A 14,239-nucleotide genomic window follows, 5' to 3' on the forward strand; every position below is an offset into this window, starting at 1 on the left:
CGTTCCTTTCGTTGCTGCAATTCTGGTTCAGAAAACGCAACGAATGGGACGAAAGAAAGTTCAACCGCCGTAGCTTTCGCCCAAGCGGGCTATTAGGTCTGTTCCTGCGCTGCGGTTTCGTATTTGCCGTCCAGTTCGAACACCAGCCCATCGGGATGATAGAAGGTGCGGCCTTCGCCGGAAAAATAGGCCGCGACGATCTGGTTGGTCAGGCGCGAGCCGAAGCCCGTGCGTGTCGGCGCGCTGACGGGTGGCCCGCCTGTCTCGCGCCAGCGCAGTTCGAAACGGTCGTTCCTGTCCAGCGTCCAGCGAATATCAACACTGCCGCGTTCATTGGAAAGTGCGCCATATTTCAATGCATTCGTGGCCAGTTCATAAACCGCCAGCGACAGGCCGAGCGCCTGTTGCGGGGCGATGTCCACGTCCGGTCCGGAAATGGTCACCCGCGCCCTGTCATCGAGATGAGGATAGACGGAATCGCAGACAAGGGCGGTGATGCCGGCGCCTTTGCCCGACGCGTGCATGAGGTTCTGGGCGTTGCCGAGTGCGGCGATGCGCTTCTTGATCGTGTCGCGCGCTTCTTCCAGCGTCTGGGAATGGCGCATGGTGGCGCTGACGACGGCCGTGGTGATCGCCATGGTATTCTTGACCCGGTGGACGAGTTCGCGCCGTAGCACTTCTTCACGTTTGCGGCCTTCCACCGTCGCCGTCGTCTCGATCGTGATGTTGATCAGCCCGGCGACATTGCCGTCATCGTCATAAAGCGGGCTGTAGGAAAAGGTCCAGTAGGTGTCTTCCGGATAACCGTTGCGATCCATGACGAGATGCAGGTCTTCGGCAAATGTGCCCTTGCCGGACAATGCGGTTTCCACAAAATGTTTCACATCGTCCCAGACGTCGGACCAGATGACACGAAACGGCTTGCCGAGCGCATCCCGTTCCTTGAGACCCAGAAACGGCCGATAGGCATCATTATAGATGATGTTGAGATCGGGCCCCCAGAACAGGCAGATCGCGTGGCCCTGCTTGAGCATGGTCCGCACCGTGGTCTTCAGCGCGACGGGCCATGTGTCCACCGGTCCCGCCGCCGTTGATGCCCAGTCGAAAAGCCGGATGGCTTTGCCCATTTCACTATCGTCATCGGGGAAATGCGGCACGAACTCATCCTGTAGCGCGGGGCTGATTACCCCATCTATGTAGGGACTAATACCCCTCGAGTTCAAACTGAATTTCTCTAAAGCCTGGCGCGGCCTGTCGAATTTGCCGCTGGCACCCTCGCAACTGGGCGCAAAAACCGCCATATCAGGCAAAAGCAGGGAGTTTAACCGTGATCAGATTCGACAATTCCTATGCCCGCCTGCCGGAACGGTTCAGCGCCGCCGTGCTGCCGACGCCGGTGAAGGCGCCGCGCCTCATCGCCTTCAATCGCAAGCTTGCAGACGAACTCCTTCTGGATGTTTCCGGCCTTGACGATGAAAGGCTGGCGGCGATCTTTTCCGGCAATGTTGTGCCGCAGGGGGCAGAGCCGCTGGCCATGGCCTATGCCGGTCACCAGTTCGGCGGCTTCGTGCCGCAGCTGGGCGATGGCCGCGCCATTCTTCTTGGCGAAGTCATCGACAAAAACGGCAAACGGCGGGATATCCAGCTGAAGGGCTCTGGTCCTACGCCCTTTTCGCGCCGCGGAGACGGGCGTGCGGCGCTTGGCCCGGTGCTGCGGGAATATATCGTCTCCGAAGCGATGCATGCGCTTGGCATTCCCGCCACGCGGGCCTTGGCGGCGGTTCTGAGCGGCGAAAGGGTGCAACGCGAAGTGGGTCTGCCGGGTGGCGTTTTCACCCGCGTTGCGGCAAGCCACATCCGTGTCGGCACCTTCCAGTTCTTTGCTGCGCGCGAGGATGATGAGGCGATCAGGAACCTCGCGGATTACGTGATCGATCGCCATTATCCCGAGGCAAAAACCGCTGACAATCCTTACCTCGCTTTGCTGCGCGGCATCGCTGAAAGGCAATGCGACCTCATCGCCCGCTGGATGATGGTGGGCTTTATTCATGGCGTGATGAATACCGATAATATGGCGGTATCCGGCGAGACCATCGATTTCGGCCCGTGCGCCTTCCTTGATGAATACCACCCCAACAAGGTGTTTTCCTCCATCGATGCGCAGGGTCGTTATGCCTATAATAACCAGCCGGGCATCGCCCAATGGAACATCGCCAGGCTGGCGGAATGCCTGTTGCCGCTGCTCGATCCTCAAGTGGAAAAGGCCGCCGAACTTGCCAATGCCGTGCTGGCCGATTTCGCCGCTGCCTTTCCCAAACGCTGGCTGGCCGGCATGCGCGAAAAACTCGGCCTGACGCTGGAAGAGGAAGGTGATCTCGATCTCGTGCAGGCACTTCTGGCTCTGATGCAGGCATCGGAAGCGGACTACACGCTGACCTTCCGGCGTCTTTCCCACGCAGCGAATGACGATGCCGAACCATTTCGCGGCATGTTCATCGATATTGCCGGGGCGGATGAATTTCTGGCCCGCTGGCGGGAGCGCGCTGGCCGCGAGGATATTTCCGATGCCGACAGGTCACGGGCGATGTTATCAGTCAATCCGGCGGTCATCCCGCGTAACCACCGTATCGAGGAACTGATCGAAGCGGCGGTGGAGGACGATGATTTCGAGCCGTTCCACGCCATGCTGACGGCAATCGCGACGCCCTTCGAGGAGCGGTCGGACAATTTTGTCTACATGCAGCCGCCGATGAGCCATGAGCGGGTGTTCAGGACATTTTGCGGGACGTAACCAAAGGTCGATCCCGCAGTGTTGGAACGAGTGGTTGCGTCTTTCGCCTTCTCCCCGAGGGGGAGAAGGTCGCGGCAGCGGGTTGAGGGGGCAAGCTCGCCGGATTTCGGAGAGAAAGCCCCCTCATCCGACCCTTCGGGCCACCTTCTCCCCGACCGGGGAGAAGAAACATGCCGCAACGTTGAGCCTTAAATCACCCCACCCGGGCCAGCGGCTCATGCGAGCCATAATACCGGCCGAACCGGTTTTCGAGGAATTTCGGCAGCGCTACTTCTTCCTGCCGCACGAAGCCCTTCTGCGGCAGGGAACCCTCGGCAAGCAGATCGAGAACCGTGCAGATGCCTGCTGCGGTGGTGATCTGGATGGCGCTCATCATCCGGCCGGAAACAGGGCCGGCATAAACCTTGTTGGCATAGGTCTCCTGCAGGAAACGGCCGTTGCGGGTGCCGCAGACCGTGACGAAGACGATGACCACGTCCTGCATGGTGCCGGGCAGGGCGTTTTCGAACAGGTCCTTCAGCACGTCGCGGCGGTTGCGCAGGTTGAGGTCGTTCAGAAGCGCCTTCATGATCGCCACATGGCCGGGATAACGGATGGTGCGGTAATTCATCGTCCGCACCTTGCCTTCCAGCGTGGCGCACAGGGTGCCGAGGCCGCCCGAGGTGTTGAAGGCCTCGTAGGTGACGCCGTCGAGCGAAAATTCCTCGCGCTCTTCCAGCGCCGGAACGGCGGTGAGGCGACCTTCGACAATGGCTTCGCAGGGCTCGATATATTCGTTGATCAGCCCGTCCGTACTCCAGGTGAGATTGTAGTTGAGCGCGTTGGACGGATATTGCGGCAGTGCGCCGACACGCATGCGCACGCTGTCCAGCTTGTCGAAGCGGGCGGCGAGATCGGCGGCGACGATGGAGATGAAGCCGGGCGCCAGACCGCATTGCGGAATGAGCGCGGTCTCAGCCGTTTCCGAGAGCGCCTTGACCTTTCGGGTGGATTCCACGTCTTCGGTGAGATCGAGATAATGCGTGCCCACAGTGACCGCAGCTTCCGCAATGCCCGCCGTCAGGTGGAATGGGGCGGCGGACAGCACGGCGAATTTGCCCTTCAGCAGTGCTTCCAGCGCCGGGCGATCGGCGATGTCGACGATCTCGGTATCGACGCGTTCATGTGCCGGCACGTTGGCCAGCTGGTCGGCCGAGCGGTCGGCAACCGTGATGCGATAATCGCCCGTTGCGGCCAGCATCCAGGCGATCGCTGAACCGATATTGCCCGCGCCGATGACGACAATGTTTTTCATGTTTTTGTTCCCCGCAGTAAATTCGCATGTCTTTGCGCAACAAATGCGCCTCAAAGACAGAATGCCAGCTTTTATTGACGATTCGCAGCTTCATTATGTGCAGATAGCGGTCTATTATTGAACAGTTAGACGACAGGATTGATCATTATGGCAATCGCCGACAAGGACCGGGCGCTGCTGGCCCTGCTTTCCGAAAATGCCCGCATGCCGGTGGCGGAACTGGCGCGCAAACTCGGCCTTTCCCGCACCACCGTGCAGGCGCGCATCGAGCGGCTGGAGGCCGACGGCGTGATTGCCGGTTATGGCCTCAGGCTTTCGGAAAGCTATCTTTCCGGGCTGGTGCGCGCCCATGTGCTGATCACCATCGCACCCAAGGCGCTGCCCGGCGTGACAGCCGCACTTGCCGCCATCAAGGAGGTCACGACGTTGCATTCGGTGAGCGGCACATTTGACCTGATTGCCATTCTGGCCGCCCCTTCGATCCTCGATCTCGACCGGCTGATAGACCGCATCGGCGCGCTTGACGGCGTGGAGCGCACGCTGTCGTCGATCATTCTGTCGACGCGGATTTCGCGGTAGGGATGTTTTGGGAAGTGTAAGGCACGCAAAACCCACTTCCGTCATGCCGGACTTGATCCGGCATCCAGCCGCAGCGTCTGCGCGGCGAATAGAGTCTTTTCAGCCCAAGGACTTGGGCTGGCTGGATACCGGCTCAAGGCCGGTATGACGGAAACAATGTTCTACGCAACGAAGCGGCAAAGGCGCTTGTCTCTCCCATGCTTTTGTCACTACGCGAGGGCGAAGACCATCTAAGCAACCGCCCTCTCGTCATAAGCCCTCTGCGCCGCCATCACCGCATCAATATTGCCCTCGGCCCAATGGGCGAGCGCCGCCACCGTGTCGGTGAGCGTCCGCCCCAGCGGCGTCAGCGAATATTCCACCGTGACAGGAACCGTTGGAAAGGCCTGCCGGGAAATCAGCCCGTCACGCTCGAGCTTCTTCAGCGTCTGCGACAGAACCTTCTGCGAAATGCCCTTGATCTCGCGCCGCAGCAGGTTGAAGCGCACGGGATCGCGCCGCAGCTTGTCGAGGATCAACAGCGCCCATTTGTCGGCGATCCTGTCCAGCACCATACGTGTCGGGCAGCGGTCCTCATAAACGTCATAGACATTCGCCATCGATTTTACCCTGTTGTTTCAAGGCCATGCCGGTTTCCGCAAGGAAACCAGATAACCGAAAAGTGCTCTCTTTTCATGATTTCGCAAACGCAGTACCTGTATTTCCGAAACATGGTTTCCATTAGATACTAAGGATATTTGAGATGACAGGCAAGATACTTGTAATCGGTTCCACCGGCACCATCGGTACGCCGCTGGTCAAGGCACTCGTGGCAAAGGGCGAAAGCGTCAAGGCTGCCTCGCGCAGCGGCAATGCGGCGGATGGCGCCGAAGGGGTGCGCTTCGATTATACCGACCGGGCGACTTACGCCGATGCATTCGACGGCGTGGACCGGCTGTTCCTGATCCTGGCGGGCGGGCGTCTGGACGCCATCGACGCGCTGACGCCCGTTGTCGAGGAGGCGGCTCGTCGCAAGGTGGAGGTCGTTTTCCTCAGCGTTCTCGGTGTCGATGCCGACGATTCCATTCCCTATCGCCAGATCGAGCTGAAGATCATTGCGTCGGGTACGCCTTACGTCATCCTGCGCCCCAACTGGTTTGCCGATAATTTTCACAGCTACTGGAAGGCCGGCATTGAGCATGGCGAGATCGCCGTGCCGGCCGGCGAGGGCAAGTCGAGCTTCATCGACGTGCGCGATATCGCCGATAGCGCCGCCGCCGCGCTGACCTCCGATGCCTTTAATGGCAAGGCCTTCAACCTGACCGGGCCGAAGGCCTTCGGTTACGGCGAGGCAGCCGCGGTGATTTCAAAGGCTATCGGCAAGCCGGTGTCTTATGCCGCCGTTTCGGACGAGGTCTTCATCGGCATCCTCACCGGTGCGGGCGTGCCGAAGGATTACGCCTCTTTCCTCGCCTCGATCTTTCATCCCGTGCGTGAAGGCTGGACAGCGGTGGTGACCGGTGATGTCGAGACCCTGACCGGGCATGCGCCGCGCTCGCTGGAAACCTATGTGGCCGACCATCTGGACGCGCTGAAAGGCTGACGCCGGCAAGCGATAGGCCCGCCGCGCTCACGCCGGATCGGCGGAGCCGCGGCGGCCCTTGAAGAACATCTTCAGCCGCTGGATCTCCTCGGCGCTCCAGCCGTCGGGCTGCGTCACCTCCGTCCATGCATCGATGTAATGTTCCGGCGCATAGACATGGCCGTAACCGATCGGTGCGGTGGTGGCGGAGGCGACATCGAGGCCGAGCTGCAGCAGCGTCACCACCGGGAACCAGCGGAACGACGTGGAAACATCCGGCCCGTGATGTGCCATCCACTCTGGACGCCGATAGAGCGAAGCGGTTTCGAAGAAGGTGATCGGGTCACTCGCATATTGCAGATAGACGATCCGCATCGGCCCCCATTTCGCATCGGGCATATGGGCGGTGGTATACTGGTTGGCAAAACGGATGACGGAGGAATCGCGGAAACGCGGCAGCCATTCCGGCGTGCCTTCAACCCGGCCATTGGTGGCCATGCGCCATGTGGGGCTGGAGAACGGCGGGCCGCTCCACAGCGCGCCCTGGAACGGGTCTGACAGCACATCGTAAAGATCGGAGGATTTCTGCGAGTTGAGCGAACCGAGGCTGAGGCCATGCAGATAAAGCTTCGGCCGTGTTTCTTTCGGCAGGGTGGTCCAATAGGCGTAGACGGCTTGAAACAGCGCCCGCGCCGTTTCCACACCATAGTCAGGTTCGGTCAGCAGCGCGATCCAGCTGGAAAGATAGGAATATTGCACGGCAACGCTGGCGATGTCGCCATCATGCAGATATTCGACCGTATCCAGCGCTTCGGGGTCGATCCAGCCGGTGCCGGTGGGGATGACGACCAGCAGCACCTTGCGTTCGAAGCCGCCGACCCGCTTCAGTTCCTCCAGCGCCAGTTTGGCTCTTGCTTCGGGTGTCGAAGCGGAATTCAGGCCGGCATAGACCCGGAGCGGTTCGCTGGCCGGACGATGGGTGAAGGCGGTGATTTCCTGCGCTTCAGGCCCGCCTGCCACGAATTCACGTCCGCGGCGGCCAAGCGATTCCCATGTCATGAGCGACGCGCTGCTGCCGGTCTTCAGCGGATCGGACGGGCGCGGCACGTCAGGCTCGATCAGCGCATCCACCTGTTTCAGCGAGGAATCGGCAAATTTCAGGCCGATATCGAAGATCAGGCCATTGAGCAGCATCCACGACAGCACGATGGCAGCGGCTATGCCGAGAACATTGGCGAGCCGGCGCGGCAGGAAATGCCGACTGCGCGCGGCAAAGAACCGGCGGATAAGCTGGAAAAGCCGGCCGGCGCCAATGAGCACCGCGGCGACCAGCACCGCGATGCCGCCGGTCTTGGTGGGATGGGCGCTGGGCAGCGGATCGAGCTCCATCAGCACGCGAATGGAATTCTGCCAGTCCTTAGCCTGCCACAAAAACGCAATCGCCGTGATGGCGGCGGCCAGCGCGATGAGAAAACGAATGCCGCGCGTGTTGTGTCGCGACGGTTCAGGCAGTTCCAGATAGGCCCAGATGGCGTGCAGGGCGACGCCGATCAGATAACCGATGGCAAAGGAAAACCCGCACAGAACCCCCTGCATCAGCCATGTGCGCGGCAGAAGCGAGGGGGTGAGCGAAGCGCAGAACAGGACCGTGCCGAAGACGATGCCGGTTGCCGAAAGACCCGCAAACAACCGCTCAACCCATTGTTTCACCAACTTGACTTGCCCCTTCTGCTCATTGCCTGGCGCGGAGTGTAATATGCGGCGGGCGAGGGTGCAAATCATGTTGGCAGGATAAAAATCACTAAAATAGGAAAATAATCCTTTACACCGTGACGGTGGTTTGGTAGTGTTTGGCTACGGTCGGAGATTTGCGGCTGACGGCAGAGGCCGGTTCGAAGGGTTGCCTTCGGGGTTGATTGCAAACGTCCGGCAATTCTCGATGTCATCCTCGCCCTTGAGGCGAGGATCCATAACCGCCGAAGACGTGGATCCTCGGGTCAAGCCCGAGGACGACGACGGAGCTTGAGGCTTGCCTGCAATTTGAACCCGTTCCGTGTGGCATTTCCACCAGCCGGTGCGTCCTGTCGCATTCACATTATTTTCTCTCAGGCCGACCCCATGACGAATTCTGACACTTGCGACCCGGCGCTCTACAGCGCGTGGCCGGAACGATCTGCCTATGCGGGCGAGGGCATGCCGGATACCGCGCCTGAGACAAAGTCGCGGGCCGACAAGCTGGCTGCCGAGGATGCGGCGCGTAACGGCGAGCTAAGGCAGATGCTGAACGAGATGACGGAAGAGATGCGGGATCAGTTCCATCTGTACCGCACCCTGCGGCAGGAGAGCGAGGCGGCCCTGTTGGGGGCTGCGGATGACGCTCCCGGCAAACAGGCGCGTGCCGATGTGAAGGCTGCGACGGATCAGCTTTCGCTGATCGTGCGCACGCTGGAGCGGATCGACGCGCTGCAACGGGTGCTGGCGGAAGAGAGGGAAGCGCTTGCCGCTGAGGACGAAACCGATACCGAGGATTACGAGGCCGCAGTGGCGCATTTCCTGAGGCGCATCGACGAACTGGCCGACCAGAAATGCCGCGCCAAGCTGGAGGCGATGCTGACGCCGGTTGCAGCCGGGGAACCTGATGCATGACGGAGCTTTCGCCCGACCCTCATATCCAGGATCAGGTCTTTGCCCTTTCGCGCGACTGGCGTTTCCTTGGCAACCTGCCGCAGCAGCCGCCTGGGGGCGACTGGCGGACATGGCTTTTGATCGGCGGGCGCGGTTCCGGCAAGACCCGCGCCGGTGCCGAGTGGGTGCACGGCATTGCTTCCGCCGGCAAACAATCGGATTTGCGCATCGCGCTCATTGCGGAAACGCTGGGTGACGCCCGTGAGGTGATGATCGACGGTATTTCCGGTATCTGCCGCATCGCCCGCCGTCGCCGTCCCGCTTTCGAAGTCACGCGTCGCCGGCTCCTCTGGCCGAATGGCGCGATGGCGCAGGTGTTTTCCTCGGAAGACCCCGAAAGCCTGCGCGGCCCGCAATTCCACATGGCATGGGCGGATGAGCTGGGAAAATGGAAATATCCGCAGGAAACCTGGGACATGCTGCAATTCGGCCTTCGACTGGGCGAGGCACCGCGGCAACTGGTGACCACGACGCCGCGGCCCATTCCGTTGTTGAAGGCGCTGCTGGCCGATCCTTCGACCCGGGTTGCGCGAATGCCGACCGCCATGAATGCGCAGAACCTCTCGCCCGGTTTCCTGAAGGCCATGCAGGACCGTTATGGCGGCACGCGGCTGGGGCGTCAGGAAATCGGCGGCGAGCTGATCGACGAGCGCGAGGGCGCCTTGTGGAAACGCGCCGATCTGGAAACAATTGTCGAGGGGACGGATGAGCCGCCCTCGCGGATCGTGGTGGCGGTCGATCCGCCTGCCGGTGCTGGTGAAAATTCCTGCTGCGGCATCGTCGTTGCGGGGCTTGGCATGTCGGGCAAACTCGCCGTGCTTGCGGATTGTTCGGTGGAAGGCGAAACACCGGCCGGCTGGGCCCGCGCCGTGGTCGCCGCCTTCCGCCGCCACGCGGCTGACCGGGTGGTGGCCGAGGTCAATCAGGGCGGAGAGATGGTGCGGGCGATGCTGCAAAGCGTGGACGCCGACCTGCCGCTCACTCTGGTGCGGGCCAGCCGTGGCAAGTTTACCCGCGCCGAGCCGGTCGCCGCACTTTACGAGCAGGGCAGGGTGCGTCACGCGGCGCGGTTTGAGAAGCTCGAAGACCAGATGACGGATTTTGGGCCTGACGGCCTGTCATCCGGTCGCTCGCCCGACCGGCTGGACGCACTTGTCTGGGCGATAACGGCGCTGACGACGATGGTGGTGAATGAGCCGAGGGTGCGCGGGATGTGAGGCGATGTTGGCCCACGTTCCGGCGTCACGGGTATGATAGGCAAACGGGTGCGTCTTGCGTTCTTCTCCCCGAGGGGGAGAAGGTCGCGGCAGCGGGATGAGGGGGCTACGGTCAAGATATTCGGAGAGGTTACCCCCTGATCTGACCCTTTGGGCCATCTTCTCCCCGGCGGGGAGAAGAAATTTTTAGCTCCGTATCCGCCCATGATCGGGCGCCGGACAAGTCTTACTTCTTCGGAGATTGCGCCGGTTTCGGCTGGGAGCCGGTTTCGCGCATCTGGCGCCACTCGTTTTCGAGACGGTCATAAACGGTCTGGGGGATTGTCGCTGTCATGGTGGCATTCCTCCTTGAATTGTTAACGCAGCTGGATTGCGCGGTGAATGGAGTTAGCGCGCCAAGGTTTCGGAACTCAAGGAATTTTTTACCCCAAAACCACGGCCTGCGGATTAAAATCGATTAAGGTTTTTTCAAATCGATTTAGTCCTGACGGCCGTCATGTGGAAAAACCGGGCGATATATCGCCTCTCATTTTCAGGAGCCGGCTATGGCCTATGACGAGGCGCGATTCTTCGCGTCTGTGCGGGTTTCGATCTTTGGTGGCCGCCTGCGTGCCGCGCAACTTGCGGGGATAAAGACGATACTTGCCGGATGTGCAAAGGCCGTGCCGCAAAGCGAAGCGCGCTGGCTGGCCTATATGCTGGCGACCAGCTTTCACGAAACGGCTGCCACCATGCAGCCGGTGCGCGAGACGCTGGCGGCAAGCGATGCGGAGGCGATTGCGCGGCTGGACCGTGCCTTTGCGGCCGGCCGCCTGCCGATGGTTCGCAAGCCTTACTGGCAACGGGACACGGACGGAAAAAGCTGGCTGGGGCGAGGCTTCGTGCAGCTGACACATCGCCGCAACTACGAGGCCATGTCGGTGCTGACAGGCATCGACCTTGTGGAACGGCCTGAGCGGGCCATGGAAACGGAGGTGGCAACAGCCATCCTGATCCACGGCATGATCGCCGGCAGCTTTACCGGCCGCCGGCTTGCCGATTTCTTCGGCGCGCAGCGGGAGGACTGGGAGGGTGCACGCGCCATCATCAATGGCAGCGACCGGGCGCGGCTTGTGGCTGGCCACGCACGCGCATTTCATCGCGCCCTTGTCGCGGCGCGGATTGAACCGGGGCGGGCCAGATGATAACCCGTTACGCGCGCCCAGAAGGCCGCCTTCGAATTTTGCATGACAGGTGACACCGTGATCCGCCATATCGTTTTTTTCACCGTTCCCGAGGAAAACCGCGACGCCGTGCGCAAGGGGCTTTCCGGCCTCACCGCGATCCCGCATGCGCTGACGCTGGAAATCGGCGAGAACGTGAAGAAGGACCAATGGGGCAACTCGGTCGATTTCATCGTTTACGGCGAGTTCGAAAACGAGGCGGCGCTGGCGGCCTACAAGGCCGACCCCGCCTATGATCTCTCGACCCGCACGGTGAAGCCGCTGCGCGAAACCCGCGTCGCCGCTGATTTCAACAGCGACACGGCGGTGAAAGCGCCGATCCGGTAAACGTCCGGTTTCGGCTGCGAAAGTGACGTGCATCCACACGTAGTCTGCTGAGAACGCGAGAAAACCTTTCCTCCGTCGTGGGGCTGACGCCCCCGGTACCCTCATTCCTGTGCTTGTCACAGGAATCCAGCCGACGCGCGTCGGCGCGGCGGGAAGAGTCTTTTCAGCCCAAGGACTTGGGCTGGCTGGATCCCTGTGACAAGCACAGGGATGAGGGCATCGGGGCCTGAGCCGCCATCAAAACAAGGACAACCCAATGCGATTTCCGTTTTCCCTGCCGTGGCTGCGCCCGGCGGATGGCAAAGCCGTGCCCGAAAGCAAAATGACGTCGGGTGCCTTCATGGCGGTGGCGAGGCAGGGCGGGCAGGCCTTCTGGTCCGGCCGGTCCTATGCCGCACTTGCCCGCGAAGGCTTCATGAAAAACCCGGTCGCCCACCGTGCCGCCCGCATGGTGGCGGAAGCGGCCGCATCGGTGAACTGGCTGCTTTATGACGGCGACGAGGAAATCGGCGATCATCCGCTGCTGGCGCTCCTGACGAAGCCGGGCGCCCATATGGGCGGGCCGGATTTTTTCGAGGCGCTGTATGGTCACCTGATGCTGGCCGGAAATGCCTATGTCGAACCTCTGATGATCGGCGGGCGTTTAAGGGAATTGCATCTGCTGCGGCCGGATCGGGTAAGCATTGTCGAGGGGGCAGATGGCTGGCCGGTGGCTTATGACTACCGCGCCGAAGGGCGCGCGTCGCGCCGCATCGCCGCCGAGCGCGATGGGCTGGGGCTGCTGCATCTGAAACTTTTCCATCCGCTGGATGACCGGGCAGGTTTTGCGCCGCTGGCTTCCGCAGGTGCAGCACTTGATCTGCACAACGCCGCGAGCCAGTGGAACAAGCGCCTGCTGGACAATTCCGCCCGGCCTTCGGGCGCGCTGGTCTATCAGCCGAAGGAAGGCGGCAATCTTTCCACCGAGCAATATGAACGGCTGAAGCGCGAGCTGGAGGAGGGGTATCAGGGAGCGATGAACGCCGGCCGACCGCTGCTTCTGGAAGGCGGGCTGGACTGGAAGGCAATGGGCCTTTCGCCGCGCGACATGGATTTTCTGGAAGCCCGCAACGGAGCCGCCCGCGATATCGCGCTGGCGCTCGGCGTGCCGCCGATGCTGATCGGCATTCCCGGCGACAATACCTATGCCAATTACCAGGAGGCGAACCGCGCCTTTTATCGTCTCACCGTGCTGCCGCTCGTCAACCGCACGGCGGCAAGATTGTGCGGCTGGCTCGCACCGGTCTTCGGCGCGGGGCTGCGGTTGGAGCCGGATCTCGACAAGATCGCCGGGCTCGCCGGCGAGCGGGATGCGCTGTGGAGCCGTATCGGCGCGGCCTCGTTTCTGAGCGCCGAGGAAAAACGCGAAGCCGTCGGTTACTGAGGGGGCTAACCGCGCTTTCACAGCCGTCTGTTTCTGCTGAACCATTTTCTGAAGTGGCGGATTCTCTTTGTGAGGCTTTCCGCCCAAGCTTCTCCGAAGACTCGTGAAATCACCCACCGCAGGCGCACACACAGCACCTGCGGGCGACGCGGTGCGTTCGCCCGATTGCAACATCCTAAACCGGAATGATTACCCATGTCTGAATTCGCCAATGAGGCCGGCATCTGGGCCGCCCGCATCACCGGCGCCGTCGCGGGTGCCGGCGTGTCGCTTGTTTATCTGCTGCCGAAAAGCAAACGTGAAGCCGCGAGCCGTTTCATCACCGGCGTGTCCTGCGGCATGATCTTCGGCGGGCCGATCGGCCAGTGGATCGTGCAGCAGCTCGACATTGCCGGCGCGCTTTCCGGCCGGGAAATCATGGTGGCGGGCTCCGCCGCCGCAAGCATGATGGCCTGGTGGGGGCTGGGCGTGATGGTGCGCGTGGCCAGCCACTATGGCACACGCCCGCGCAGCTGAACCCGCGCCGCAAGGCGGCTTCATTTTCACATCGCAGGAGTTTCCCATGCACGCCTATCGCGGGCCGCGTCCCGCCACGCGCAAATTCGCCAGTCTGGAACTGCGAGGCATCGCCGGCGACGGCACGTTTTCCGGTTATGCCAGCGTCTTCGGCGAGGTCGACCTCGGCCGTGACGTGATCGAGCGCGGCGCTTTCCGCCGCTCCATCGAGGAGCGGGGAGCGGCCGGCATCCGCATGCTCTACCAGCACGATCCGGCCGAGCCGATCGGCGCCTGGCGCACCATCCGCGAGGACGAACGCGGGCTTTATGTCGAGGGCGTTCTGGCGCCGGGTGTTGCCCGCTCGTGCGAGGTGCATTCGTTGATGAAGACCGGCGCGCTGGACGGGCTGTCGATCGGTTTCCGCACCGTTCGCTCGGGCAAGGCCGAACGTTCCGGTGTCCGGCGCATTCTGGAGGCCGATCTCTGGGAAATCTCGGTCGTGACCTTTCCGATGCTGCCTTCGGCCCGGGTGTCCGACGTCAAACATGCCCGCTTTTTCCGTGACCGCGAGACCGAACTGGCGCGCAGCATGCGCCGCGCCGCCCGCTCGCTGTTCGACACCGCGTTCAAACGCTGACTTC

15 protein-coding genes are annotated in these 14,239 nt (G+C 61.8%); 11 read left to right on the plus strand and 4 right to left on the minus strand.

From position 1 onward, the window contains the following. Nucleotides 1–92 precede the first annotated feature (92 nt). Nucleotides 93–1,157, minus strand: coding sequence for a sensor histidine kinase (locus tag EXN68_RS01665; RefSeq protein WP_237681346.1), 1,065 nt, complete (start codon nt 1,155–1,157; stop codon nt 93–95). Between the two features lie 173 nt (nt 1,158–1,330). Here EXN68_RS01665 and EXN68_RS01670 point away from each other — a divergent pair, with 173 nt between their 5' ends. Then, the gene (locus EXN68_RS01670; protein ID WP_142839925.1) at nt 1,331–2,791 is read left to right on the plus strand and encodes a protein adenylyltransferase SelO; all 1,461 of its coding nucleotides are present in this window, start codon (nt 1,331–1,333) and stop codon (nt 2,789–2,791) included. 193 nt (nt 2,792–2,984) lie between these two features. Here EXN68_RS01670 and EXN68_RS01675 read toward each other — a convergent pair whose 3' ends face one another. Beyond that, on the minus strand, nt 2,985–4,085 hold the full coding sequence (locus EXN68_RS01675) for a saccharopine dehydrogenase family protein (protein ID WP_110757503.1): 1,101 nt from the start codon (nt 4,083–4,085) through the stop codon (nt 2,985–2,987). 147 nt (nt 4,086–4,232) lie between these two features. On the opposite strand from EXN68_RS01675, the gene EXN68_RS01680 reads away from it, so the two are divergent. Beyond that, nucleotides 4,233–4,664 (plus strand): Lrp/AsnC family transcriptional regulator, encoded by a 432-nt coding sequence (locus tag EXN68_RS01680; protein ID WP_142839386.1) that lies wholly within the window; start codon nt 4,233–4,235, stop codon nt 4,662–4,664. Nucleotides 4,665–4,894: 230 nt separating this feature from the next. On the opposite strand, the gene EXN68_RS01685 is transcribed toward EXN68_RS01680, so the two are convergent. Further along, on the minus strand, nt 4,895–5,263 hold the full coding sequence (locus EXN68_RS01685; protein WP_142839387.1) for a winged helix-turn-helix transcriptional regulator: 369 nt from the start codon (nt 5,261–5,263) through the stop codon (nt 4,895–4,897). Nucleotides 5,264–5,406: 143 nt separating this feature from the next. On the opposite strand from EXN68_RS01685, the gene EXN68_RS01690 reads away from it, so the two are divergent. Further along, a complete protein-coding gene (locus tag EXN68_RS01690) occupies nt 5,407–6,246 on the plus strand; it encodes an SDR family oxidoreductase (RefSeq protein WP_142839388.1) in 840 nt (279 codons plus the stop codon). Between the two features lie 27 nt (nt 6,247–6,273). Here EXN68_RS01690 and EXN68_RS01695 read toward each other — a convergent pair whose 3' ends face one another. Next, nucleotides 6,274–7,914 carry an alpha/beta hydrolase gene (locus tag EXN68_RS01695; RefSeq protein WP_161991209.1) on the minus strand — a complete coding sequence of 547 codons (1,641 nt, stop codon included), beginning with the start codon at nt 7,912–7,914 and terminating at the stop codon, nt 6,274–6,276. Between the two features lie 65 nt (nt 7,915–7,979). On the opposite strand from EXN68_RS01695, the gene EXN68_RS28155 reads away from it, so the two are divergent. From EXN68_RS28155 to EXN68_RS01740, 8 genes are all read left to right on the plus strand, one after another. Continuing rightward, nucleotides 7,980–8,030: a hypothetical protein gene (locus EXN68_RS28155; RefSeq protein WP_404944516.1), complete on the plus strand. Its 51-nt coding sequence runs from the start codon at nt 7,980–7,982 to the stop codon at nt 8,028–8,030. Nucleotides 8,031–8,343: 313 nt separating this feature from the next. Then, a complete protein-coding gene (locus tag EXN68_RS01705) occupies nt 8,344–8,871 on the plus strand; it encodes a hypothetical protein (protein WP_142839390.1) in 528 nt (175 codons plus the stop codon). Further along, entirely contained in the window at nt 8,868–10,127 is a 1,260-nt protein-coding gene (locus EXN68_RS01710) for a DNA-packaging protein (RefSeq protein ID WP_142839391.1), read from the plus strand. The genes EXN68_RS01705 and EXN68_RS01710 overlap by 4 nt, the downstream gene beginning before the upstream one ends. 545 nt (nt 10,128–10,672) lie before the next feature. After that, on the plus strand, nt 10,673–11,311 hold the full coding sequence (locus EXN68_RS01715; RefSeq protein WP_142839392.1) for a hypothetical protein: 639 nt from the start codon (nt 10,673–10,675) through the stop codon (nt 11,309–11,311). Between the two features lie 57 nt (nt 11,312–11,368). Further along, nucleotides 11,369–11,677 (plus strand): Dabb family protein, encoded by a 309-nt coding sequence (locus EXN68_RS01720; protein ID WP_046798947.1) that lies wholly within the window; start codon nt 11,369–11,371, stop codon nt 11,675–11,677. Between the two features lie 256 nt (nt 11,678–11,933). Next, on the plus strand, nt 11,934–13,100 hold the full coding sequence (locus EXN68_RS01730; protein ID WP_142839393.1) for a phage portal protein: 1,167 nt from the start codon (nt 11,934–11,936) through the stop codon (nt 13,098–13,100). Between the two features lie 195 nt (nt 13,101–13,295). Further along, nucleotides 13,296–13,616, plus strand: a complete 321-nt coding sequence (locus EXN68_RS01735) for a DUF6107 family protein (protein ID WP_142839394.1) — start codon at nt 13,296–13,298, stop codon at nt 13,614–13,616. 46 nt (nt 13,617–13,662) lie between these two features. After that, complete coding sequence (locus EXN68_RS01740) at nt 13,663–14,235, plus strand: HK97 family phage prohead protease (RefSeq protein WP_052817609.1); 573 nt, start codon at nt 13,663–13,665, stop codon at nt 14,233–14,235. Nucleotides 14,236–14,239 lie beyond the last annotated feature (4 nt).

Source organism: Martinezella rhizogenes, from assembly GCF_007002745.1.
Classification (GTDB): domain Bacteria; phylum Pseudomonadota; class Alphaproteobacteria; order Rhizobiales; family Rhizobiaceae; genus Agrobacterium; species Agrobacterium cucumeris.